Origin of the sequence: Nocardia carnea (assembly GCF_029868855.1) — a bacterium.
Taxonomy (GTDB): Bacteria; Actinomycetota; Actinomycetes; order Mycobacteriales; family Mycobacteriaceae; genus Nocardia; species Nocardia carnea_A.
Genome location: NZ_JARWOV010000017.1, coordinates 8,810 through 35,271, shown reverse-complemented (window position 1 = coordinate 35,271; position 26,462 = coordinate 8,810). Strand labels below are relative to the sequence as shown.

The following is a 26,462-nucleotide window of genomic DNA, read 5'->3' as shown; positions in this document are numbered from 1 at the left end:
GTGTGGCGGAATTCGTTCCCGAAATCTAATAAGGGTGCCCTGACCAGGAGGGGTGCCACAGCACCGCCCGTTCCGGACAGAAGCCGGAAATCCCCTGTTCCACCGAGAAAGTGCCGTTCACCTCGGCCACGGGGCAGCGGCCGGCGCCGCGCCGCTCACCACTGCGCCCCTGTCTCGCGGCGCGCCAACCAGATAAGCACGGGCGCCCCGAGGAACGCGGTCACCATCCCCACCGGCAGTTCGCTCGCGGTGGCGACCCTGGCGACGAGATCGGAGCCCACCAGGACGATCGGCCCCACCACCAGGCACAGCGGAATCATCCAGCGGTGATCCGGGCCGACCACCATCCGTACCGCGTGCGGCACCATCAACCCGACGAAACTGATCGGCCCGACCGCCGCGGTGGCCGCACCGCACAGCACGGTCACCACCACGAAGCCGCCCGCTCGCACCGCCGTCACCGGGACTCCCAGCGCGTTCGCGCGGTCGTCGCCGAGCGCGAGAGCGTTGAGGTAGCCCGCCAGCGCGACTGCGCCGGCAACCCCCAGAAGCACGAGCAGCCAGGTGGCCGACAGTTGTGGCCGGCCGCGGCCGTCCAGGGTGCCGATCAGCAGTCCGCGGATCGCGTCGAAGGTGCGTGGGTGGATCATGGTGAGGCCGAACGCGAGCCCGCTGAGCATCGAGGCGATCGCTACACCGGTGAGCACCAGTTTGGCCGGGCTCGCCCCACCGACCCCACGGGACCCGACGAAATACACCAGCACCGATGCGGCGAACGCGCCACCGAGTGCCCACCGGACGTAATCGGTACCGGCTGCCCCGGCCACGACCGATCCGAGCACCATGGCGAAGTACGCACCGGAGTTCACTCCGAGGATGCCGGGGTCGGCGAGAGGGTTGCGGGTCAATCCCTGCATCACCGCGCCCGCGAGCCCGAGTGCCGCGCCGACGAGCGCGGCCAGCAGGGTGCGGGGGATTCGCTGGTCCCGGATGACGCCGACGGTGGTGGGGGCGCCTTCGCCGAACAGGGCCTGCCAGGTCTCGGTGGCCGGGAAATCGCCGCTACCGACGAACAGCCCGCCGATCAGGAGCGCCACCAGCAGTGCGATCAGCAGCAGCAACACGGTCGTCCGCGACAGTGCCGTACGTGGCGCGGTCGTGGTGGCTGGGGGCACTGGCGATACATCCTCGCGGTCGGCAACGCTCCGGTGTGGTGGCTGAGAGGTTGCTGCCACCGCCGAAGGTTAGTTTAGCCTCAGTTTGCCCGGTGGTGTCGATGCCGCGCGCAGTCGCGGATCAAGGCGCGGGGGAGTGTGTGGCGATGTCCGGAGCTCGTTCGACTGCCGTGATGCCCGAGCTCTACCTAGGCCGTTCGGTCTGCTGTTCGCCAACCGTGGAGGCCGGCTGTTCGATGTGTGTCGGTGGGTGGATGGTGGTCGCGGCCCAGGTACCGAGCAGAGTCATGGCGTCGGCGGACGGAGTGGCCGGTTCGACGGTGTAGAAGTTGATGACCAGGCCGGGATCGGCCGGTAGTGGCATGGTTTCGTAGCCGATGCCGATCTCACCGACCACGGGGTGATGGAAGGTCTTGGTTCCGGTGTAGTGCAGGCGCACATTGTGTTTGGCCCACCGGACCCGGAATTCGTCGCTGCGGGTGGACAGTTCACCGACCAGGTCGGAGATTCCGCGGTCGTAGGGGTCGCGTCCGGCGTCGGTGCGCAGCAGGTTGACTGCGCCGTCGGCCATGAGATCCCAGTCCGGGTAGAAGTCGCGGGCGCGGGGGTCCAGGAAACAGAACCGCACGAAGTTCACCGGCTTGGACACATCCGGTGCCGATGGATCTGGGTAGAGGGGGCTGTAGAAGGCGTATCCGAGCAGGTTGGCGGCGACGAGGTCGTGGCGGGCGTTGCGGATGAATGCGGGCCCGCTGTAGGTGTCGAGCAGGCGCTGCACGCCCGGGCGAACCGCTTTGGTGGTGCGCCGCGAGCGTCGTTGTGGGCTGATCAGGGCGTTGCGGTGCAGGTCGAACAAGTGGGAGCGTTCGGCGTCGTCGAGTTCCAGTGCGCGGGCGATCGCGTCGAGGACGGATTCGGAGACGGTGTTGACCTTGCCGCGTTCGATCTGGGTGTAGTAGTCGACCGAGAGCCCGGCCAGGGTGGCGACTTCTTGGCGTCGCAGACCGGGGACACGGCGCTTGCCGGCGTCGTAGACCGGGAGACCGACCTGGTCAGGGGTGATCTTGGCGCGGCGCGAGGCCAGAAACCGGCCGATCTCGGCGGCACGGGTGCTCGACTCCATGGTTCGAGGCTAAGCCGCCGGCCTGCATATGTGCCAGGCCCTGTCAGGGGGGTGCTGCCGACACCCCCCTGATCCTCACCTCCCACATCCTTCTTCGGCCGCGTTGCCTGGATTGCGGAGCTCGACAGCTCCCAATCCGCAACCCTTCGAGTCGATGAGGTGAGATGAGTACGCCGATCGAACACCGCGTGGCACGGAACCGGTTGCCGGTGCTGGTGTATGTGCTGGCCGCCGGGATCTTCCTGATGAGCACGACCGAGTTCATGATCGCCGGCCTGCTACCGGAGGTGGCCACAGATCTCGGGGTCGACATCGCCCGCGCCGGGCTGCTGATCACCGCGTTCGCGGTCGGAATGATCCTCGGGCCGCCCGTCATGGCACTGGCCACATTGCGGCTGCCCGCACGGGCCACGCTGATCGGCGCGCTGGCGGTGTTCGCGGCCGGGCACGTGGTGCCCGCAATCAGCGACTCCTTCACCGTCGTCATCGTCTCCCGCGTGGTGACCGCCCTGACTACCGGCACATTCTGGGCTACCGGCGCCGTCGCCGCCGCAGCGGTCTCCGGGCCGGGCGCGAGCGCGCGAGCACTGGCGGTGATGTCGGGCGGATTGAGCCTGGCCGTTGTCGCCGGGGTGCCGCTGGGCACCTTCGCCGGACAGCTCACCGGCTGGCGCGGTCCGTTCTGGATGCTCGCCGTCCTTGCCGTCCCCGCCATCGCCGCAGTACTGCGCTTCACGCCGATCGCTTCCGGCAACATCGAAGCTCCGGTATCGGTGCGCGCCGAGGTAGCCACAATCCGTCCATGGCGGGTGTGGGCCGTCCTCGCTGCGATCACCCTGGCCCAAGCCGGGTTCCTCGGCGCCTACAGCTTCATCAGCCCGCTGCTGACCGACCGCGCCGGGATCCCCACCACCCTGGTTCCGCTGGTCCTGGTCGGGTTCGGAATCGGCGCGCTGGCCGGAACCACGCTCGGTGGCCGGGTAGGGGACCGGCTGGCGTCCTCGCTGGCGACCGCGGCGTTCAACCTCGGCACCGCCGCCGGGTCGGCCCTGGCCGCGACCACTCTGTCCACCGCCCTCGGCGTCACCGGCCCCGCAGTGCTGGGTGCGGCGATCACCGCGACCGCGCTGATCCCCATCGCCGCGCTCGCTGCCACCCGGACCCGAACGAATCCCGACAACACCCCGGCCCGACACGGACAGCACACCACCAGCATCCTGACCGGAGCGAGCTGACCATGCGCCACCTCTCCAGCGACACGACCCTGATGCGATCGAGAATCTGGCCGACCGCCGCGAGCCTGATCCTCGCCACGGCCGTGATCACCGCCTGCACGATCACAGCACCGGCACTCACAACCCCGAACTCCACCGCGCCCTCTGCGGCGCCGGCCGGACAGGAGGACACGTTCATGCAGATCCGGCTGCGCACCGGCGCCGGCGAAGCCACCGCCCACCTCTACGACAACCCCACCGCCCGCGACTTCGTCTCCCTGCTACCGCTCACCCTCACCCTCCACGACCTCGGCGGCCGCGAAAAGGCAGGCACCCTGCCCCGTCGACTCGTCGACGGTCACGGCCAAGCCGAGTACCGCGCGGGCCGGCTCGGCTATTGGGCGCCGAGCCACGATCTGGCCGTGTACTACCGCGAAGACGGCTTCCGTGTTCCCGCGCCCGGGATCGTGATGATCGGCGAAATCGAGACCGGCGTCGAGACGATCACCGCCGAATCCGCCGGACCCACCCTCACCATCACCGCCGCCTGACCACCGACACGCAAGGACACACCGTCGTGGAACACACCTACGACTCCGGACAGGTCGCCGTTGTCACCGGCACCGTCCCTGAAACCGCAGAGAGGCCCGGACGAACACCGCGCCCTCAAACCCTGCTCACCCTCTCCGACACCTCGAACACCGCACCAGGAGCCCCGACGTGAACACCACGACCACCCCGCCGCGACGACATCCCCACCGCTGGACCCGCACCACCGGGGCCGCCATCGCGACCCTCGCCGTCCTCGCAGCCTCGGCCTGCTCCGGCGCCGACACGGCCACGACCTCGGCCGCGCCGATCACACCGATCCCGGGCCTGGCCACCGGCGACCGCTCCCGCGGTGCGGACAACTTCTACACCAGCGACCAGGTCACCATGACCCCGGTCACGTTCAAGAACCAGTACCAGATGGACGTCACCGGCAACCTGTTCGTCCCCACCGACCTCCCCCCCGGCACCCGCGCCGCGGCGATGGTGGTCGGACACCCGATGGGCGCGGTCAAAGAACAATCGGCCAACCTCTACGCCACCAAAATGGCCGAACAAGGCTTCGTCACGCTCGCCCTGGACACCGCGTTCTGGGGCGGCAGCGACGGCGAACCCCGCAACGCCGTCGCCCCCGACCTCTACACCGAAACCTTCAACGCCGGCGTCGACTACCTACGCACCCAGAACACCGTCGACCCCGAACGCATCGGCGCCCTCGGCATCTGCGGCAGCGGCAGCTTCGTCATCTCCGCGGCCAAGATCGACCCCCGCATCAAAGCCGTCGCCACCGTCAGCATGTACGACATGGGCGCGGCCAACCGCCACGGGCTCGGCCACTCGGTCACCCCGCAGCAGCGTCAGCAGATACTCGCCCAGGCCGCCGCCCAGCGCGACGTCGAATTCCGCGGTGGCCCGACCGAATACACCAGCGGCACCGTACACGAGTTGACCGCCGAGTCGACGCCGATCGAGCGCGAGTTCTACGACTTCTACCGCACCCAGCGCGGCGCGGTCACTCCCGAAGGCGCTACGGCCGACACCACCACCCACCCCACCCTGTCGAGCAACACCAAGTTCTTGAACTTCTACCCGTTCAACGACATCGAAACCATCTCCCCGCGCCCGATGCTGTTCATCACCGGCGAGAACGCCCACTCCCGCGAATTCAGCGAAGAGGCCTACCGCCTCGCCGGCGACCGCAAGGAACTGGTGATCGTGCCCGGCGCCGGCCACGTCGACCTCTACGACCGCACCGAACTCATCCCCTTCGACAAACTCACCGACTTCTACACCCAGAACCTGCGCTGACCCGCCCAGGAGCACTTCGAAGGCCGCCCACACAGCGTTGTGTCCGCCGCGCCGACCTGGGTACCCGGCCCGGATGCACCGTAGCCGTCGTACCGGTCGGCGCTGGATCACATCGCAATCCGACGACGAAAGGAAGCACCAATGACCCAGGATCACCGCACCGGCTGGACCGGCGGGCAGCGCGCGTTCGGCGACTTCGCACCCGGCCTGGCCCACTACACCGACAAGGTCCTGTTCGACGAGGTCTGGGAACGCGAGGGCCTGTCCACACGGGATCGCAGCCTGATCACCGTCGCCGCGCTCACCGCGATGGGCAAAACCGACCAGCTCACCTTCCACCTCGACTACGCCCGCCGCAACGGCCTCACCGAGACCGAATTGAAAGAAGCAATCACCCATCTCGCTTTCTACACCGGCTGGCCCAACGGCATGAGCGCCATGACCGTCGCAAAACAGGTCTTCGACGACTGAAAACCGGCGAAGTCCGGCTCGATACCTGGCACAGCCACGGTCTCCCGGTCGCCGAGAAATTCCTGACCCCCTCGTCGCCCGGCTCGAACCGGTCGACGACTACCAGCGCACCCAACGCCACACACGAATCCAGGAGCGAGTGACCCATGATCCTGCAGGAGACCTACACGCTGTCCAACGACGTCCGTATCCCCAAGCTGGGCTTGGGTACCTGGTTCATCGATGACGACAAGGCCGCTGATGCGGTCGCCGAAGCAGTCTCGATCGGCTACCGCAACATCGACACCGCCCAGGCCTACGGCAACGAGCGAGGTGTCGGGCAAGGCGTCCGCGCCGGCGGCGTTGCGCGCGAGGAGGTGTTCGTGTCGACGAAGTTGGCAGCCGAGATCAAGGACTACGACGCCGCCGTCGCCGCGATCGACGGCTCGCTGGCCACGCTGGGGCTCGATCACATCGATCTGATGCTGATCCACAGTCCGCAGCCCTGGTCCGACTTCCGCGGCGGAGACTACGCCGAAGGCAACCGCGCGGCCTGGCGCGCGCTGGAAAACGCCTACAAGGCAGGCAAGCTCCGCTCGATCGGCGTCTCCAACTTCGAGCAGCACGACCTCGACAACATCCTCGGTGCCTGCACGATCCCACCACAGGTCAACCAGCTGCTCGTCCACGCAGGCAACACCCCTACCGAGCTGATCGACTACTGCGAAAACAACGCCGTCCTCGTCGAGGCGTACTCACCCATCGCCCACGGGGAAATCCTGAACAACCCCGATGTCCAGGCGATCGCCGACCGGTACCAGGTGAGCGTTCCGCAGCTCTGCATCCGCTACACCCTGCAGTTGGGAACGGTTTCGCTACCCAAGACCGCCAACCCCGACCACATGCGCAGCAACGCGCAACTCGACTTCGAGATCACCGACGACGACATGGACGTCCTGCGAAACCTACGAGCTCGCGACTACGGCGACCACAGCGTCTTTCCCGTTTACAGCGGCAAGTGAGGCACCTGCAGCGTGGTCCGGCCGGGCAGTGCCGGGTGGTTGTTCCGGCAGCGCGATCGTTACCCGGGTCTCCCGCACCTGACCGTCCCAATCGGGAACGGACACAGTTCGACTGGGAGGATATGCTCCTGAGGCTTCGTGAAGGCTGACTACGCGCGTATTGCGAATGCCTCTCAGCCCCAAGGTATTTCGTCACAGTGACAAAATAAGTGCGGGGTTCTTTTACCCGTCCGTCCGACAGGGGAGAGGGTGTTACTGCAGCAGACGTAGCGGTATCGGCTCCGCGATCGACACCCCTCGGCGGTGCCATGGAGGGTCGTTCCCGGGTCGCCCATACGAAAGCTGCGGCCGCCGGCCCGCACTGTCCAATTCGGCCGACTCGGCACACCGGTGGCGCACGGACCCCGAGTTGACATAATGCATGCACCCTAGGAGCCTGCCGCGCTGGCTCGATTCTGCACCTGCAGCCGACCGTCCATGCCCGAGCCGAACTGCCGAACCGCCGGAGCGGGCCCGCCTGTGCCGTCGTGAGCTGTTCGCGGTGGCCGGTATTCGTGGCAGGCGGTTTCCCGGATCCAGCCCTCCGAAGACTGCCGATAATCTACATTATGTCAACTAATCGCCAGGAACCTGCCTACTGCCGTCCCCTGGCGGCCTTTGGCGCCGCACCCAGGATGGTGGTCGCGGGGCGTACACAGGGCTCCGGCCCCGGCCGACGGCAGTTCGGCCGCGACAGTCGGTCCCATATCGCGGCGTACCCGCCGGAGGCTCACAACGCTCCGGGCCGTCCACGAGAGCCGCGTCCTCCGCCACTTTCCCGGGTGGATGCGCGACTACTCGGCGTCACGCGGAGCCCGTTCCGCGGCAACGCGGCTGAAACACGCCACCGCACTCGGTCGCTACCCAGAAGGTCCATCGCGGTGGCCGCAGGTGCTCGTCGGCGGTGTGGTGACAGAACTCCCCCGTTCCGAAGTCGGCGGGCACGACGGTCTGGCACGGTTATCCGCTCTGCCCGGCAGCTTCTCGGTCGAGTTGTTCGTTCAGGACGTGGGCGATGCGGGCCAGAACCGCGGGTTCGGTCATCGCGAGGTGGGTCGCGTCGATATCGACAGCGGTGATGTGTCCGCGGACCATCGGCTCCCAGCCGTGGTGGCCGGTGGCGTCGGCGCGGCGTTCGCCGGTGGCGGTGAAATACAGCATGTCGCCGTCGAGTACCTGGGGTTGCCATTCGGCGGCCGCGCGGATCGACTGGTTGTAGGCGTCGGTCATGCGCTGGATGAGGGCGGCGTCGATACCGAACTGCTCCCCCATGTTCTGTTCGATCAGTGCGGCGGCTTCCTCGGCGGTGGCGTCGGTGGGTACGAAATCGATACCCATGACGGGGCCGAGGTTGGCGACCAGTTCTCCGGCTGTGACGGTGGTGACCGCTGATCGATCGAATCCGTCGGCTTCGGCGTCCAGGAGGGCCAGCAGCGCGACTTCTTCGCCGGCGGCGCGTATTTCGACGGCGATCGCGTGGGCGATCTGGCCGCCGAGTGACCAGCCGAGCAGATGGTAGGGGCCGTGCGGCTGGACGGTGCGGATTTCGTCGAGGTAGCGGCGGGCGGTGTCTTCGATGGTGGCGGGTCCCGGTTCCGCGCCGCTGAGCTGCGGTGCCTGGATTCCGTAGATCGGCCGGTCGGCGGTCAGGTATTCGCCGAGGGGGCGGTAGGACCAGGCCAGGCCGGAGGCTGGGTGGATGCAGAACAGCGGGGGGCGGGTTCCGGTGGTGCGGATCGGTAGCAGGACATCGAATCCGGGAGTGGTGGGTTCGGTGCTGATGTGGCCTGTGCGCATTCCGGTTTCGATGCGTTTGGCGAGGTCGGTGGGGCGCGGGTCGGACAGGATCCAGCTGACGGGGACCTCGTAGTCGAGTTCTCTGCGTAGTTCGCTGACCACCTGCACCGATTTGAGGGAGTTGCCGCCGAGTGCGTAGAAGTCGTCGTCGGCGCCGACGCGGTCCACGCCGAGAACGTGTCCGTAGGCTCGGGCGACTTCCCCTTCCAGCCACGATCCGGGTTCCCGGAACTCCCCTACCTCGAATACGGGTTCGGGAAGATGTTTGCGGTCGAGTTTGCCGGAGGCGGTGAGCGGTACGGTGTCGAGCACCATGACGGTGGTGGGCACCATGTAGCCGGGTAGTTCGGTGGCGGCGTGGGCGAGGACGGCGTCGGTGTCGACGGTCGCGCCGGCTGTCGGCACCAGGTAGGCAATGAGCCGGTCGCCGGTGCCGGAGCTGTGTACGGCGGCGATCGCGCGGGCGACGGTGGGGTGTTCGGCGAGGACGGCTTCGATTTCGCCGAGTTCGATGCGCAGGCCGCGGAGTTTCACCTGGAAGTCGGTGCGGCCCAGGTATTCCAGTTCTCCATTGCGCAGGCGGCGGGCGCGGTCGCCGGTGCGGTACATGCGCCGGCCGGTGGTGAACGGGTCGGGGACGAATCGTTCCGCGGTGAGGCCGGGGCGGGCGTGGTATCCGCGGGCGATCTGGTGGCCGGCGAGGTACAGGTCCCCCGCTACTCCGGGTGGGACGGGGCGAAGGCGGGTGTCGAGGACGTGGGCGCGGACGTTCCAGACCGGTGTGCCCATGGGGATGCTGCCGGTGTCGCTGTCGGTGACGTGGTGGGCGGTGGCGTGCAGGGTGAATTCGGTGGGGCCGTAGAGGTTGTGCAGTTCGGTGTGGGGCATGGCGCGCCGCGCGGCGGCCACGACTTCGGCGCCGAACGCTTCCCCGCCGACGAGCAGGGCGCGCAGCGTTTTCAGGGATTGTGCGGGTGCGGCGTCGGCGAATGCCGCGAGCATGGACGGGACGAAGGAGGTGACGGTGATCTGCCGGTTGTCGATGGTGGCGGCGAGGTAGGCGGGGTCGGTGTGGCCGTCGGGGCGGGCGATCACCAGGCGGGCGCCGACGGCGAGGGTGGCGAACAGTTCCCATACCGAGACGTCGAAGGTGGCGGGGGTTTTCTGCAGGACGGTGTCGGCGGCGGTGAGCCGGTAGGTGTCGATGATCCAGTGGAGTTGGTTGAGGACCGCGCTGTGCGGTACGGCGACGCCTTTGGGGCGTCCGGTGGAGCCGGAGGTGAACAGCACGTAGGCGGTGTTGTGGGGTCTCAGTGGGGTGTGGCGGTCGCTGTCGGTGACGGGTGTGTCGTCGTATCCGGTGAGGTCGAGGTCGTCGAGGGAGGTGAGTTCGACGACGGGTGCGGCGGTGGCGAGCATGTAGTCGATGCGGTCGGCGGGGTGGGTGGGGTCGATGGGTATGTATCCGCCGCCGGCGGCGTGGACGGCGTACATGGCGGTGACCTGGTCGAGGGATCGGGGCATGCGCAGGGCGACCAGGGTGTCGGGGCCGACGCCGCGGGTGATGAGCCAGCGGGCGAGGCGGTTGACGCGGGCGGCGAATTCGGCGTAGGTGAGGGTTCGGTTGCCGGATTCGACGGCGGGCCGGTCGGTGTGTGTGCGGGCGGCGCGGGTGAACAGGCCGGCGAGGGTTTCGTCGGGGTCGAGGGGGTGTTCGGTGGCGTTCCACCGGTGCAGGACGGCGTCGCGTTCCCCGGTGTCGAGGAGGTCGACGTCGTGGATCCCGCGGGTGGGGTCGGTGGCGAGTGCGTGCAGGATCCGGTGCAGGCGGTCGGCGATGGCGGTGGCGGTGGCCGGGTCGAACAGGTCGGTGGCGTAGGTGATGGTGCCGTCTATTCCGGTGGGTGCGCCGGTGGTGTCGTAGTTGTCGGAGACGGTGATCTGGAGGTCGAACAGGGAGGTCGCGGTGTCGGCTTCGACGGCGGAGGCGGTGAGGCCGGGGAGTTCGAAGTCGGTGGTGGTGTGGTTCTGGAAGGCGAGCATCACCTGGAACAGGGGGTGGTGGGCGTGGGTGCGTACGGGGTTGAGTTCTTGGACGAGGCGTTCGAACGGGACGTCGGCGTGCCCGAATGCGGCGAGGTCGGTGCCGCGGACGTGGTCGAGGAGTTCGGTGAAGGTCATGTTGCCGGTGAGGCGGGTGCGTAGGACGAGGGTGTTGACGAACATGCCGACGAGGTCGTCGAGTTCGGGTTCGCCGCGGCCGGCGTAGGGCGTGCCGATGGCGATGTCGTCGGTGGCCGCGAGGCGGCCGAGGGTGGCGGCGAGGGCGGCGTGGAACACCATGAACAGGGTGGTGTTGTGGGCTCGCGCGACTTTTTCGAGTTCGGCGTGCAGGTCGGCGTCGACGGTGAGTGCGACGTTGGCGCCGGTGTAGGTCTGGATCGGGGGCCGCGGTCGGTCGGTGGGAAGTTCGAGTAGTGGCGGCAGGTCGGCGAGTTGGGTGGTCCAGTAGTCGATTTGGGCGCGCAGCAGCGAGTCGGGGTCGTGTTCGGAGCCCAGGACGGTGTGCTGCCAGATGGCGTAGTCGGCGTATTGGACCGGTAGCGGTATCCAGGTGGGTGGGCGGCCGTGGATTCGTGCCTGGTAGGCGGTCATCATGTCGCGGGCCAGTGGGGCCAGGGAGGATCCGTCGCCGCAGATGTGGTGCAGGACCACGGCCAGGACCCAGGTGTCGGGGCCGGTGTTGTAGAGCCGGGCCCGCAACGGTACTTCGGTGGTGACGTCGAATGCGGTGGCGACGAAGCCGGCGATAGCGGCGGGCAGGTCGGTGTCGTCGATCGGGGTGGGGTGCAGCGATGGTGTGGTGAGGTCGGCGGGCAGTACGACCTGTGCGGGTTCGCCGTCGGTGTCCGGGTAGCGGGTGCGTAGGACTTCGTGCCGGTCGACGACGTCGGTGAGCGCGTGGTGCAGGGCGTCGGTGTCGAGGTGGCCGGTGAGGCGGATGATGATGGGGATGCTGTAGGCGGCGGATTCGGGTTCGAACCGGTTGAGGAACCACATGCGCTGCTGTGCGTAGGACAGCGGGATATGCGGTGGCCGGGGTTGCGGGGTGAGGGCTACGCGTCCGGTGTCGGCGTGGGATTCGGCGCGGGCGGCGAGTTTGGCGACGGTGGGTGCGTCGAAGATCATCGCGACCGGGACGTTGGCGTCGAGGGCGGCGCCGATGCGGGCGGCGACGCGGGTGGCGACGAGGCTGTTGCCGCCGAGTTCGAAGAAGTCGTCGTCGGCGCCGACGGCGCGGTCGAGGCCGAGTACGTCGGTGAAGACACCGGCCACGATTTCTTCGACCGGGGAGGCGGGTGCGCGGAATTGCCTGGCCTGCAGGACAGGTTCGGGGAGGGCTTTGCGGTCGAGTTTGCCGTTGGGTGAGAGCGGGATCCGGTCGAGGACCATGATCGCGGCGGGCACCATGTAGGCGGGGAGGGTGTCGGTGAGTGCGGTGGTGAGGGCGTCGGCGGCGATATCGGCGCCGGGTGCCGGGACCACGTAGGACACGAGGGTGACGGGGCCGGTGCCTTCGCGGCGCGGGATGGTGACGGCGTAGGCGATATCGGGGCGGGCGCCGAGGGCGGTGTCGATTTCGCCGAGTTCGACGCGGTAGCCGCGGACCTTCACCTGGAAGTCGTTGCGTCCCATGAATTCGAGGTCGCCGTGGGTGTTCCAGCGGACGAGGTCGCCGGTGCGGTACATGCGGCTGCCCGGTTCCGCGTAGGGGCAGGCGGTGAATCGGGCGGAGTTGGTGGCGGCGCGGTTGAGGTAGCCGCGGGCCAGGGCGGGTCCGGCGAGATACAGTTCGCCGGCGACGCCGACGGGTGCGGGCCGGAGGCGGTCGTCGAGGACCAGTGCCCGTATTCCGGGTAGCGGGGTGCCGATGGTGGGTCGTTCGCCGGGGTGGACGGGGTCGGTGGCGGTGGCGACCATGGTGGTTTCGGTGGGGCCGTACAGGACCCGGAATTCGCGGGTTCCGGCGCGGTCGGTGCCGGCCCACCGGTTGATGAGGTCGGCGGGGACTTCGTCGCCGCCGGACATGACGGATCGGAGGTCGTCGAGTCCGGTGGGGTCGACGGAGGCGAGTGCGGCGGGGGTGACGAAGGCGTGGGTGATGCGCCGGGTGCGGAGGAATTCGGCGAGTTCGTCGCCGCCGTAGATGCCGGTGGGGGCGATGACGAGGGTGGCGGCGCGGCCGGCGGCGAGCAGGATTTCCAGGAGTGAGGCGTCGAAGGACGGTGAGGCGAAGTGCAGGACGCGGTCGGTGGTGTGGGGCGGGGTGCCGGTGCGTTGGGCGGCGACGAAGTCGGCGATTCCGGTGTGGCTGACGGCGACACCTTTGGGGCGTCCGGTGGATCCGGAGGTGAACACGATGTAGGCGATGTTGGTGGCGTGGAGTGGCCGGAGCCGGTCGGTGTCGGTGATCGGTTCGGCGGATTCGCTGTCGATCTGGGTGTTTCCGGCCGGGGAGTCGAGCAGGATCCAGTCGACGGTGCCGGGGAGTTGGGGTCGGGCGGCGGTGAGGGTGATGCCGAGGCCGGCGTGCGAGTCGGTGACCATCTGTTCGATCCGGCCGGTGGGATAGCGGGGGTCCACCGGGACGTAGGGGGCGCCGGTTTTGACCACGGCCCACCAGGCGACGATCGCTTCGGCGGTGCGGCCGGTGGCGACGAGCACGGGCTGTTCTGGTCCGGCGCCGCGGCGGATCAGCAGCCGCGCCAGCTGGTTGGAGCGGGTGTCGAGTTGGCGGTAGGTGAGTTCGGTGTCGTCGGAGACGAGGGCGGTGCCGGTGGGGTTGTCGTGGACGGCGGCGGCGAACACCTCGGGTAGCAGAGCGGGTGGCCGGGGGCCGGTGGGGCGGGGCCCGACGCGGGTGGGCAGGTCGTGGTGTTCGGCGTCGTCGAGCCAGTCGATATCGCCGACGGCTTCCGTGGGGTCGGCGGTGACGGCTTCCAGGACGCGGAGCAGTCGCGTGAGGATTGTGCGTGCGGTGGTTTCGTCGAACAGGTCCCGGGCGTAGGTGAGGGTTCCGGAGAGGCCGCGGGCCGCTCCCCTGTCGTCGTAGGTGTCGGCGAGGATCAGTTGCAGGTCGAATTGGGACAGTCCGGTGTCGACGTCGGCGCGGGATACGGCGACGCCGGGGAGTTCGACGTCGGTGCCGGCGAGGCTCTGGAAGGCGAGCATCACCTGGAACAGCGGGTGCCGGTCGGCGGCGCGTTGCGGGTTGAGTTCTTCCACGACCCGTTCGAACGGGACATCGGCGTGTTCGAAGGCGGCGAGGTCGGTGTCGCGGGTGCGGGTGAGCAGTTCGGTGAACGGTTCGCCGGTGTCGATGGGGGTGCGTAGGGCGAGGGTGTTGACGAACATGCCGACGAGGTCGTCGAGGCCGGGTTCGCCGCGGCCCGCGACGGGGGTGCCGATCACGACGTCGTCGCTGCCGCTGAGGCGGCCGAGTACGGCGGCGAGGGCGGCGTGCGTCAGCATGAACAGGGAGGAGCCGCGAGTGTGGGCGAGGTCGAGCAGCCGGGTGTGCAGGCCGGCGCCGATGTCGACGGGGATGCGGCCACCGGCGAGGGAGGCGACCGGTGGGCGGGGGCGGTCGGTGGGCAGGTCGAGCCGGTCGGGGGCGTCGGCGAGGGTGTCGCGCCAGAACCGAAGCTGGGTGGACAGGAGCGATCCGGGGTCCTCGGCGGCGCCGAGGACGTCGCGCTGCCACAGTGCGTAGTCGGCGTATTGGACGGGCAGGGGCTGCCAGTGGGGTGCGTGGCCGCCGGCGCGGGCCGCGTAGGCGGTGACGACGTCGCGGGCGAGTGGCCCCATGGATTGTCCGTCGCCGGCGATGTGGTGGACGACGAGGGCGAGCAGGTATTCGCCGGTGCCGAGGTCGAACAGTCCGATGCGGAGCGGGACCTCGGTGGTGACGTCGAATCCGGTGCGCACGAACGCGGTCACGGTGTCGGTGAGGGTCGCGGGGTCGGCGGGGATGGTGTGCAGGGCGGGTGCGGGTTCGGCCAGGATCAGCTGGCGGGGTTCGCCGCGGGTTTCGGGATAGATGGTGCGCAGTACTTCGTGGCGGGCGATGACGTCGGTGAGTGCGGTGTGGAGTGCGCCGATGTCGAGGTGGCCGGTGAGGCGCAGCATGACGGGAATGTTGTAGGCGGCGGATTCGGGTTCGAACCGGTTGAGGAACCACATGCGCTGCTGGGCCAGTGACAGCGGTATGGGTTCGGGGTGCGGGCGGGCGGTGAGCGGTATCCGGTCACCGCTGCGCAGGGTGGTGGTGTGGCGGGCGAGGGCGGCGACGGTGGGTGCCTCGAACAGGGCCCGTACCGGTACGCGGACGCCGAGTGCGGCGCCGACCCGGGCCACCACCAGGGATGCGCTGAGCGAGTCGCCGCCGAGGGCGAAGAAGTCGTCGTCGGCGCCGACCCGGTGCACGCCGAGGACCTGGGCGTAGGCGTCGGCGATCAGTTCTTCCGGCCAGGAGGCGGGGGCCCGGTATTCGCGGGCGGTGAATACGGGTTCGGGGAGGCGGTCGCGGTCGAGTTTGCCGTGGGCGGTGAGCGGTACGTCGTCGAGGATCATGATCGCGGCGGGCACCATGTAGGCGGGAAGCGCGTCGGCGAGTGCGGTGGTGAGTGTCTCGGCCGAGATGTTCTCCCCGGGTGCGGGCACCACATAGGACACCAGCCGTGCCGGTCCCCCATCGTCGCTGTGCGCGAGGGTGGCCGCGAAAGTGATGTCGGAGCGGGCCGAGAGGGCGGCGTCGATTTCGCCGAGTTCGACGCGGGAACCGCGGACTTTCACCTGGAAGTCGTTGCGGCCCACGAATTCCAGGTCGCCGTCGGCGTTGCGGCGGACGATATCGCCGGTGCGGTACATGCGGGTGCCGCCGGTGTCGAACGGGCAGGCGATGAACCGGGCGGCGGTCAAACCGGGCCGGTCGATATAGCCTTCGGCCAGGCCGGGGCCGAACAGGTACAGTTCGCCGGTCACGCCGTGCGGGACGGGCCGTAGCCAGGTGTCGAGGACGGTGGCGGCGACGGGTCCGACGGGGCGGCCGATACCGATCGGCGCGGCGGCGGACAGTTCGCCGGCGGTGGCCCAGATGGTGGTTTCGCTGGGGCCGTAGAGATTGATCATGACGCGGCCCGGTGCCCACCGTTCGACCAGTTCCCGTCCGACGGGTTCGCCGGCGGTGGCCAGGACCCGCAGGTCGGTGAGGTCGTCGGCGGGGACGGTGGCCAGCGCGGACGGGGTGATCACCGCGTGGGAGATGTGTTCGCGGCGGATGAGGTCGGCGAGTTCGCGGCCGCCGTACACGTCCGGGGGTGCGATGACGAGCCGCGCGCCGGACCCGTGTGCCATGAGCAGTTCGAACAGGTTGGCGTCGAAACTGGGGGACGCGACCTGCAGGACCGTGGACTGGTCGTCGACCTGCAGGGTCCGCTGCTGTGCCGCGACCACATCGGTGAGGGCGCGGTGGCCGACCAGTACACCTTTGGGGGTGCCGGTGGAGCCGGAGGTGTAGATGACGTAGGCGCTGCGGTCGGGGTGCAGGCTGCTGCCGCGTTCGGTGTCGGTGATCGGTTCCGGTGATTCGGCGGCCACGCTGCGGCGGGCGTGTTCGTCGTCGATGATCAGCCAGTCGGTGCCGGCGGGCAGGTTCGGTGCGGTGGCGGTGTCGGTGACACCGATCTGCGCCGCGGAGTCCGACAGCAGGAATTCGATCCTCCCCGAGGGCAGGTTCGGGTCGATCGGGGCGAACGCGGTACCGGCTTTGGCGGCCGCCCACAGGGCCACGACACCGGCGAGTGAGCGTGGCAGCGCGAGGGCGGTGATCCGGTCGGGCCGGACGCCGCGGCGCAGCAGGGCGCGGGCGAGGCGGTTGGATTGTTCGTCGAGTTCCCGGTAGGTGAGTGTCGTGGCGCCGTAGTGTGCGGCGACGGCGCCGGGTGTGGTGGCGGCGGTGGCGGTGAGGATGCCGGCGAGGGTGTCCGGGGTGTGGTGGGCGGTGTCGGGGTGGGCGGGTGCCGGCGCGCCGGGGAGTGTGAGCGTCCCGAGCCGGGTGGCGGGGTCGCGGGCGATACGGGTGAGGACGTCCACGAACCGGGTGAGGATGTGGTGGGCGCGGGTGCTGTCGAATTCGTCCTCCAGGAAGCGGAGGGTGATCCGCAGGCCCGGTGAGCCGTCGCGGGTGGGGGCGACGACCAGGCTCAGCGGGAACGGGGTGGCGTCGACGCCGGAGATCTCACCGACGCGCAGGCCCGCGGACTCGACGAGTCGCTGCAGGGCGGGGCGGTCGACGGGGAACGACTGGAACGCGACCGCGGTGTCGAACAGTTCGGTGACGCCTGCGCTGCGATGGATTTCGGGCAGCCCGATGTAGTGGTGGTCGAGCATGCGGGCGTGCTGTTCCTGGATCCGGGTCAGCAGGTCGCGCAGTGTCTGCGCCGGGTCGAGCCGGACCCGGACCGGGATGGTGTTGAGGAACATGCCGAGGGTGCGGTCCACGTCCGGCAGTTCCGGTGGCCGGCCCGATACCGCGGAGCCGAAGATCACGTCGGTGTCGCCGGTGAGGACGCGCAGGTTCATCGCCCAGGCCGCGGCGACGGCCGTGTTGACGGTGACGGCCGTGTCGGCGGCGACGTCGCGGAGCGCGCCGTACAGGTCGGCGGGCAGGTCGGTGTTGACCTCGGCCGCGGTGCTCGCGGCGCCGGTTCCGCGGGCGACGCGGGTCGGGGAATCCACGTCCGCGTATTCCTGTGCCCAGGCGGCTTTGGATGCGGTGGGGTCCTGGTGTTGCAGCCAGGTCAGGTAGTCGCGGTAGGAGGGGGCGGGTTCGGTGGCGCCGATGCGCTCGGGTGTGCCGTAGTTTTCGAGCAGTTCGCCCATCAGCAGCGGCATCGACCAGCCGTCGAGGATCACATGGTGGTTGGTGACCAGCAGCCGGTGCACATCGGGTTCGAGGTGGAGCAGGGTGAACCGGATCAGCGGCGGCGCAGCCAGGTCGAAACCGGCCGCGGCGTCGGCGGCGGCGATATCGGCGGCGGTGCGGGGGTCCTGCCCACTGGTCAGGTCGATGTCGCGGAAGTCGGTGCCGGCGTGGCCGAGCACGATCTGGTGTGGTCCGGCGGCGGTTTCGACGAAGCCGGCGCGCAGGATGTCGTGACGGTCGATCAGTGCCTGGGCGGCGCGGCGCAGGCGGTCGGTGTCGATCTCGCCGGTGAAGCCGATGGTGGTTTGGACGGTGTAGTTGTCGGTGGTTCCGGTGTCGTCGCCGGTGGTGAAGGTGGAATGGAAGTGGATTCCGGACTGCATCGGCGACAGCGGCCATACTTCGGCCAGGCCGGGATAGCGTTGCCGTAGTGCGGAGATTTCGGGTTCGTCGAGTGTGACGAGCGGGGTGTCGCCGGTGCCGGGTCCGGTGTCTGCGGCGGGGGTGTCGTGGCGGGCGGTGGCGGCGAGCGCGGCCACCGTTTTCCCTTCGAACACCTCGCGGGGGGTGAGGACGAGACCGGCGGCTTTGGCGAGGGCGACCAGGCGCATGGAGACGATACTGTCGCCGCCGAGGGCGAAGAAGTTGCTGTCGGCGGACACGCTGTCCAGGTGCAGGACTTGCGCGAACAGGTCGGCCAGGGTGTGTTCGGCGGGGGTGGCGGGGGCTCGTCCCGCAGTGGCCGGGGTCGTGAATTCGTGGTGTTGCAGCGTTTTCCGGTCGATTTTGCCTGTGGCGGTGACCGGCATCTCGCCGAGTTCGACGATCGCCGCGGGGTTCATGTAATGGGCGAGGGTGTGGTCGAGGTGTTCGTGCAGTTGGGTCGTGTCCAGGGTTTCACCCGGTGCGGCGACGACATAGGACACCAGGATCGGTTCGCCGGTGGCGCCGATGCGGGTGACGGTGGCGGCGCTCGCGACCGCGGGATGGCGGGTGAGCTGGGTGTCGATCTCCCCCGGTTCGATGCGCAGGCCGTGGATTTTGACCTGTTGATCGTTGCGGCCCAGATATTCCAGTTCGAGTCCGGTGCGGCCTGGTGTCCAGCGCACGGAATCGCCGGTGCGGTAGAGGCGTTCACCGCTGCCGGAGTACGGGTCGGCGACGAAACGGGACGCGGTGGTCGCGGGCCGGTCGAAATAGCCGCGGGCCAGGCCGGGCCCGCCGATATACAGTTCCCCGGCGACCCCGGCCGGTACCGGTCGCAGCCACATATCGAGCACCGCCACCGATACGCCGCGGATGGGTCCGCCGATCGTCACCGGTTCTCCGGGGTGCAGGGCGGCGGATCCGGTGGCCCAGATGGTGGTTTCGGTCGGTCCGTAATGGTTCATCAGCCGCCGGCCGGGCGCCCACCGGTTCACTGTGTCCGCGCCGGTGGCTTCACCGACGACCGCGATGGCGGTGAGGGCGGGTAGCCGCGCCGGGTCCAGGGTGTTCAGCACGGACGGGGTGATGATGGCGTGGGTGACGTGGCCGGTGCGCAGCAGCTCGGTCAGGTCCGCGCCGCCGTACACGTCAGGGGGTGCGATCAGCAGGCAGGCGCCGCTGCCGTGGGCCAGCAGCAGTTCCGAGACGCTGGCGTCGAAACCGGGTGAGGCAACCTGCAACACCGTGGAGGTGGAGTCCGCGCCGAAGGCTTCGCTGTGGGCGGCGGCGAGGTCGGCCAGGCCGCGGTGGGTCACCTGCACGGCTTTCGGGGTGCCGGTCGATCCGGAGGTGAAGATGAGGTAGGCGGTGGCGTCGGGTGTCGCCGGCCGGGTGGGCGCCGGGACCGGGGCGGTGTGGCTGGTGTCGTCGAGGGTCAGCCAGTCGACGGTGCCGGGGAGGTGCGCGGCGACCGGGGCGGTGGTGACACCCAGGGTGGTGCCCGAATCGGACAGCATTCCGGCGATGCGTTCGCCGGGGTTGGCGGGATCGAGGGGGATGAACGCGGCACCGGTTTCCGCGACCGCCCAGATCGCGACGACCAGGTCGATCGACCGCGGCAGCGCCAGCGCGACGAACGTTTCGGGGCGTGCGCCGCGGCCGGTGAGCACGGCGGCGAGTTCACCGGCGCGCTGCTGTAGTTCACGGTAGGTGAGGGTGGTGTCGCCGGAACGTACGGCGGCTGCGTCGGGATACCGGTGGGCGGTGGCGGTGAGGATGTCGTGCAGGGTGCGTTCGGGGAGGGCGGGAGCGCCGGTGACCGGCAGCGGTACCCCGGCTCCGGGGTCGGGAGTGACGGCGGCTGTGCGGGTGGCGGGATCGGTGACCAGCCGGGTCAGGATCTGTTCGAATCGTGCGAGCAGGGCGGCGGCCTGGTCGGTGGCGAACCGGTCGGTGGCGTAGCGCAGGGTGACCGTGTAGGTGCCGGCGTCGCCGCCGGTGGGGCGCGGCGGGGTGACCTGCAGGCTCAGCGGGTAGGGGGTGGCGTCCTGGGCGTCGAGATCGATCAGCCGCAGCCCGGCGGCGTCGAGGTCGCGGGCGAGGCCTTCCCGGTCCAGTGGATAGGATTCCAGCACCGTGACGGTGTCGAACATATCGGCGATCCCGGTGGCGCGCTGCAGTTCCGCCAAACCGATATGGCGGTGTTCGAGCATCGCGGCCTGTTCGGACTGCACCCGTTCCAGCAGGTCACCGACGGTTTCGAGGGGGTCGAGCCGGACCCGCACCGGCAGGGTGTTGATGAACAGGCCCACCATATGTTCGACGCCGAGCAGCTGCGGCGGACGGTGCGACACCGTGTTACCGAACACCACATCGGAGCGTCCGGTGAGAGCGGTGAGCAGCAACGCCCACGCCACCTGGACGGCGGTACCGGCGGTGACACCGTGGGAGCGGCCCAGATCGAGGACCGCGGCGGCGGTCGCGGCGTCGAGGTCGAGCCCGACCTCACCGCTGGGCGCGCTGCCCGTACGGTCCGGGCGGCCCGAGACCCGGGTCGGGTTGTCCACCCCGTCCAGCATCCGCTGCCAGGCGGCGGTGGCGGCGTCGTCGTCCTGGGTGTGCAGCCATTGCAGGTAATCCCGGAACGACCGGGGGGCCGCGAGATCGCCGGCGTCGCCGCCGCTGGTGTACAGGACGAGCAGCTGGTGGATCAGCAGCGGCATCGACCAGCCGTCCAGAACGAGGTGATGGTCGGTGATCAGCAGCCGGTATTCGGTGGCGCCGGTGCGCATGAGCTGGAACCGCAGCAGCGGTGGGCGGGCGGGATCGAACGGGGCGGCTGCTTCGGTGGTGAGGCGGTGGAGTTCGCGGTCGCGGTCGGCGGGGTCGTGGGCGCTGAGATCGGTTTCGCGCCAGTCGGCGCGGACGGTGTGCAGCACGATCTGGCGGGGGCCGTCGGCGGTTTCGACGAAGGCGGTGCGCAGGCTGTCGTGCCGGTCGATCAGGGTTTGAGCGGCCTGGTGCATGCGCCGCGCGTCCACTTCGCCGGCGAGGGTGAGCGAGGCCTGCACGATGTAGCTGTCGTCGCCGTCGCGGTCGTAGAGGGTGTGGAACAGCAGCCCGGTTTGCAGCGCGGTCAGCGGCCACACATCGGTCAGCGCCGGGAATTCCCGCGACCAGTCGTCGATATCGTTCTGCGATACCGTGACCAGCGGGAAATCGGACGGGGTGAATCCGCCGGCGGTGTCGGTGTGCAGATGCGCGGCCAGGCCGTGCAGCGCCCGCACCCACAGATCGGCCAGTTCGGCCATATCGTCGGCGTCCACGATGTTGCGCGCGTACTCCCAGGTGGCGTCGAGTTCGAGTCCGTCGGGGCCCGGTTCGGCGATCGCGTTCACATCCAGGACCGCGGGCAGCGCCATCCGTGGATCGGTGGTCGCGGTCAGCGAGGTGAATTCGGTGGTGGGTGTCCACGCCCCCGAGTGGTCGCGGACACCCACCCGCCCCAGATAGTTGAAACTGATCTGGGGCTCCGGCGTGCTCCCGAGTTCGGCGCTTGCCACGGGATCGAGGTAACGCAGCATCCCGTAGCCGATCCCGTTGTCCGGGACCGCGCGCAGTTGTTCCTTCACCTGTTTGATCGCCGACCCCGCGGCGGGGCCGCCGGCGAAGGCGTCGTCGAGATCGACGCCGGACATTTCGAGCCGGACCGGGAACCGGGTGGTGAACCAGCCGACGGTGGCGCTGAGATCCGCGCCCGGCACCGCCTGCTCTTCGCGGCCGTGCCCTTCCAGCGAGATCAGTTCCGTGCCGGCGGGGTCGCCGCGGCGGGCCCGCCATTGCGCCAGTGCCAGCGCCAGCGCCGCCAGCAGCGGATCGTTGGCGCTGCCGTGGAACCGGGCCGGGAGGGTGGTGAGGGCCGCTTCGGTGATATCGGCGGGGATACGCAACCGGATCCGGCCGGCGGTGGACATGACATCGCGTTGGGGGTCCAGGAGCCGCGATCCGAGCGGACGGTCATCGCCGGTGAGCACAGTTTTCCAGCGGGACAGTTCCGCCGGGCGCCGCGCGGCGGCCTGTTCGGTCAGGCCGTGGACCCAGCGCCGCACCGAGGTGGTGCCGGCGCCGGGCTGCGGATCCTCGCCGGTGGACACCTGCAACCAGGTATGGGCCAGGTCGGCGAGCAGGATCCGCCACGACACCGCGTCGACGGCGAGGTGATGGACCACCAGCCACAGCAGATCCGGGCCTGTGCCGGTGCCGTCCTGGAGGCGGACGGCCTGCACCAGCACACCGGCGGCGGGGTCGAGGCGGTCGGCGGCCGCTTGGAGGTGCCGGTCGATCTCGGTGGCGTCGCGGTCACGCAGCGTCACGTGGGTGAGTACGGAGGCGGCGGCGACGGCCCCGGGGGCCGGGACGTCGAGGCGGTGTTCGCCGGAAGCGGTGACGTGCAGGACCGCGCGCAGCATGTCGTGGCGGTCCAGCAGTGTCTGCAGGGCGCGCACGAGATGTCCGGGGTCGAGCCGGTCGGGTAGTTCGACGAGGGTGGCCTGCGCGAACCGGTCGTAGTGGCCGCGACCGAGCATGGCGTGCACGATCGGCGACAGCGGGATGGGGCCGGTGCCGCCGCCGGGGAGTTCGCGTAGCTGCGGGGCGCCGCCGGCTTCGGTGGCCATGGCGGCCAGGCCCGCGACGGTTTTGTGCTCGAACACGTCCTGGGTGGAGAACCCCAGGCCCACGGCTTTGGCGCGCGCCACCAACTGGATCGACAGGATGCTGTCACCGCCGAGGGCGAAGAAACTGTCGTCGGCGCCGACCTGCGGGACCCCGAGGATCTCGCTGAACAGGCCGGCCATCAGGATTTCGCGGGCGGTTTCCGGGTCGCGCCCGGCCGGGGCCGCCCCGAATTCCGGTTCCGGTAGCGCGGCGCGATCGAGTTTGCCGAACGCGTTCACCGGCAGCCGGTCCAGTGGCACGATCACCGCCGGCACCATATGCGGCGGCAGGGATTCCCGGGCGAACCGTTGCAGCTGCGCCGGGTCGGCGCGGTGGTCGTCGACGGGGACGACATAGGAGGCCAGGACTGTGGCGCCGGCATTGTTGTGCACCGGGACGGTAACCGACAGGTCGACGTCCGGATGGGCGGTGAGGGCGGCGTCGATTTCGGCCGGTTCGATCCGGTAGCCGCGGATCTTGACCTGGAAATCGCTGCGCCCCAGCAGTTCCAGCGACACCCCGGAGTCCTCGGCGGTCCAGCGGGCGAGATCGCCGGTGCGGTACATGCGCTGCCCCGGACCGCCGTAGGGGTCGGCGACGAAACGGGCCGCGGTGTCGGGGAAGCGCCGGTTGTAGCCGCGGGCCAGACCGGGCCCGGCCAGATACAGTTCGCCGGCCGTGCCGACCGGTACCGGTTGCAGTGCCCGGTCCAGCACCATCGCCGCCACACCGCGGACGGGACCGCCGACGGTGAGGTCACGGCCGGGGCGGATCCGGGAGCCCGCGGCGGTCACGGTGGCTTCGGTGGGCCCGTATTCGTTGAACATCGCGCAGTGCCGCGCCCACCGTTCGATCACATGCGGCGGGCATACGTCGCCCCCGACCACCACGACCCGCAGATCGGTGAGCGGATGCGGGTCCACGGTCGCCAGCATCGCCGGTGTCAACGTCAGATGGGTGATGTGCTGGTCGGCCAGCAATTGGGTGAGCCGATCGCCGCCGATCACCTCCGGCGGCACCACCACCAGCGTGGCACCGTTGGCGAAACAGGTCAGGAACTGTTCGAAGGAGGCGTCGAACGCCGGTGAGAGGGCATAGGACACCCGCGATCGCGGGCCCATACCGTAGGTGCCGGTGCGGTCGGCGACCAGATTCGCCAGGCCGCGGTGGGTGACCTGCACCCCTTTGGGCACACCGGTGGAACCGGAGGTGTAGGTGAGGTAGGCGAGATCGGCGGCGCGCAGCGGCCGGATACGGTCGGCGTCGGTGACCGGTCCGTCGCCGTTGTCGGCGCAGGCCTGCCGGGTCGCGGGGTCGTCGAGGATCAGCGCCGGCGCGGTGGCCGGGAGCCGGTCCCGGACCGCGTCGAGCGTGATCACCACCCGGGCGCCGCTGTCGGTGACCATGTGCTCGATACGTTGCGCCGGATAGTCCGGATCGATCTGCACGATCGCGGCCCCTGATTTCGCGACCGCCCACGCCGCGACGATCGATTCGGCCGAGCGGCGCAGCGCGATCGCCACCGCCGTCCCGGGTCCGCAACCGCGGCCGATCAGGTGCCGGGCGAGCTGTGAAGAGCGGGTGTCGAGGTCACGGTAGGTCAGTGTCGCGGTGGCCGCGGCGATCGCGGTCGCGGCCGGGTCGTGGCGCGCGCCGGCAGCGAGGATATCGGGGAGCAGCCGGTCACCGGTGCTTTCCGGTCCGCGTACCGGCAGCAGCGCGGCCCGTTCCGCCGATTCCAGCAGCGGCAGTGTGCGCACGGGCTGTTCCGGCCCGCCGGACAGGAATTCGTGCAGGAACATCAGGAACCGGGTGTGGTGGGCGGCGAGTTCGTCGTCGCTGTAGGCGCCCGGGTTGCCCTGGAAATCGATCTGGGTGCTGTCGCGGCCCGCGCCCGGATAGATATTGACGAACAGGTCCGCGGTGGGGCCCGAGGTCAGCACATGCAGCCGGCCGGTGGTGGAGCCGAGCACGATCTCGTTGTCCACCATCATGAGGTTGATCGCCGGCCCGAACGACGCGGTTTCGTCGCGGGCGATCCCCATATCGTGGAATATGTCCTCCTGCCGGTACCGTTGCCGCCGCAGAGCGCTGGTCAGCTCGCTCTGCACGGCGTCGATCACCTCGCCCGTGCCGCGGCCGGCGACGGGCACCCGCAACGGGACCACGTTGGCGACCATCCCGCCGGACCGTCGCAACACCGCGGAATGGCGGCCGGAGACCGGCAGGCTCAGGAGCACTTCGTCGCTGCCGGTCATCCGGGCGAGGTAGGCGGCGAACGCGGCGACGACCACCGGTGTGACACTGGTTCCGCGGTCGGTGACGACGCGGTCGAGCTGCCGCGCGGTGTGGTCCGGGAGGGCGGCGCTGACAAGGGCCGGGTGAATGGTGGGTTTACCCACGTGACCCGCGAGGCTGACGACGGGTGGGGCCCCGTCGAGGTGTTCGGTCCAGTAGTTGCGGTCGTTGTCGAAACGTGTCGAACCCCGGTATGCCAGGTCTTGGTCCACGATCTCGCTCAGGTCCTTCGCCGTGGACGCGGGCGCCTGCTCCCCTGTCACCCACGCGTTGTACAGCTCGGTGATCCGCTGCAGCATCGTGACCGCGGCGAAACCGTCGAGCACGATATGGTGGGCGCGCTGATACCACAGGTAGTGGTCCGTACCGACCTGGAAGACAACGCATTTCATCAGGCGGTCGTTGCGCAGATCCAGCGGGGCGGAATAGTCACGGACCATGAGGTCGTGTGCGGTCGCCACCGGGTCGTCGTGGCCGCGCAGATCCAGCACCGACACCGGTGAGGGCAGTTCTTCGTCGACGACCTGATACGGCTCACCGTCGACCTCGACCAGTCGCAGATACGCGGAGCCGAACTCGTGCCCGACGGCTTCACAGGCGGCGATGAGTACGCCGATATCGAGTGGACCGGCGATCTCGACATACTGCGCCACCGATATCGGGGATCGGCCCGCCAGATGCTGAGCGAACCAGATTCCGCGCTGCGCCGCGGACAGCGGCAGGACACCGCCCGGACCGGCACCGTTGCCGTTGCCGTTGCCGTTGTGCGGTTGCGCGCCGTTGCCGGGCACCCGTCCGAGGGACTCCGCCGCGCCGCCCGGCGCGGAAACAGGCTGTTCCCGGCTGCTGTCGAGGTTGCGCTTGGACTGGGTCACCTGACCTCCATGTATTTCGTCATTTCAGGAGCCGGTCGACGTCCCGGACCGCCCCCGCCCCGCAAAGAACGTGCATTACCGGCGGAAAAGCGAAGAGGATTTCGGTCGAGTGGCACCGAATGCCGCCCGCAGGGAATGCGGTGCGTCAATTACTGTGATTTTCTGTAGTGGTGAATGTTTTGTGGTGAACCCGTGATAAATCACCTTGGATAATTGAGACCTGACGGTTATTGATTTCGTGTAGAAGCCTGTCGGTCAATACCGGAGTACAAGGTCGCGGGCGTGAATGCCGGACGTTCTCCGGTATGGCCGGCGCTGGGCTCCGGAATATGGTTCCTGCGCCGGACACGGCGCTGACCGGGTGGGCTCGCGGCGGACCCGGCGTGCATCGGAATCGCGGGATGCACGCTTCGGTGATCCTGCCCTGATCGGCGTGATGATCGCAGGTCACGGCCGTGTCTCGACCCTGAGCCGGGCGTGGCGA

8 protein-coding genes are annotated in these 26,462 nt (G+C 69.3%); 5 read left to right on the top strand and 3 right to left on the bottom strand.

From position 1 onward, the window contains the following. Positions 1-155: 155 nt before the first annotated feature. Both QH195_RS01180 and QH195_RS01175 read right to left on the bottom strand, forming a co-directional pair. Positions 156-1,175, bottom strand: coding sequence for a FecCD family ABC transporter permease (locus QH195_RS01180; RefSeq protein ID WP_280434008.1), 1,020 nt, complete (start codon positions 1,173-1,175; stop codon positions 156-158). Between the two features lie 184 nt (positions 1,176-1,359). Further along, complete coding sequence (locus QH195_RS01175; RefSeq protein ID WP_280434007.1) at positions 1,360-2,298, bottom strand: helix-turn-helix transcriptional regulator; 939 nt, start codon at positions 2,296-2,298, stop codon at positions 1,360-1,362. 164 nt (positions 2,299-2,462) lie between these two features. On the opposite strand from QH195_RS01175, the gene QH195_RS01170 reads away from it, so the two are divergent. The 5 genes from QH195_RS01170 (at position 2,463) to QH195_RS01150 (ending at position 6,841) form a co-directional block, all read left to right on the top strand. After that, entirely contained in the window at positions 2,463-3,533 is a 1,071-nt protein-coding gene (locus QH195_RS01170; RefSeq protein WP_280434006.1) for an MFS transporter, read from the top strand. Positions 3,534-3,565: 32 nt separating this feature from the next. Further along, on the top strand, positions 3,566-4,063 hold the full coding sequence (locus tag QH195_RS01165) for a cyclophilin-like fold protein (RefSeq protein ID WP_280434005.1): 498 nt from the start codon (positions 3,566-3,568) through the stop codon (positions 4,061-4,063). Positions 4,064-4,232: 169 nt separating this feature from the next. Beyond that, entirely contained in the window at positions 4,233-5,369 is a 1,137-nt protein-coding gene (locus tag QH195_RS01160; protein WP_280434004.1) for an alpha/beta hydrolase, read from the top strand. Between the two features lie 141 nt (positions 5,370-5,510). Beyond that, positions 5,511-5,840 (top strand): carboxymuconolactone decarboxylase family protein, encoded by a 330-nt coding sequence (locus QH195_RS01155; protein ID WP_280434003.1) that lies wholly within the window; start codon positions 5,511-5,513, stop codon positions 5,838-5,840. A gap of 146 nt (positions 5,841-5,986) precedes the next feature. Further along, complete coding sequence (locus QH195_RS01150; protein WP_280434002.1) at positions 5,987-6,841, top strand: aldo/keto reductase; 855 nt, start codon at positions 5,987-5,989, stop codon at positions 6,839-6,841. Between the two features lie 999 nt (positions 6,842-7,840). Here QH195_RS01150 and QH195_RS01145 read toward each other — a convergent pair. Next, positions 7,841-25,978 carry a non-ribosomal peptide synthetase gene (locus QH195_RS01145; RefSeq protein ID WP_280434001.1) on the bottom strand — a complete coding sequence of 6,046 codons (18,138 nt, stop codon included), beginning with the start codon at positions 25,976-25,978 and terminating at the stop codon, positions 7,841-7,843. Positions 25,979-26,462: the final 484 nt, after the last annotated feature.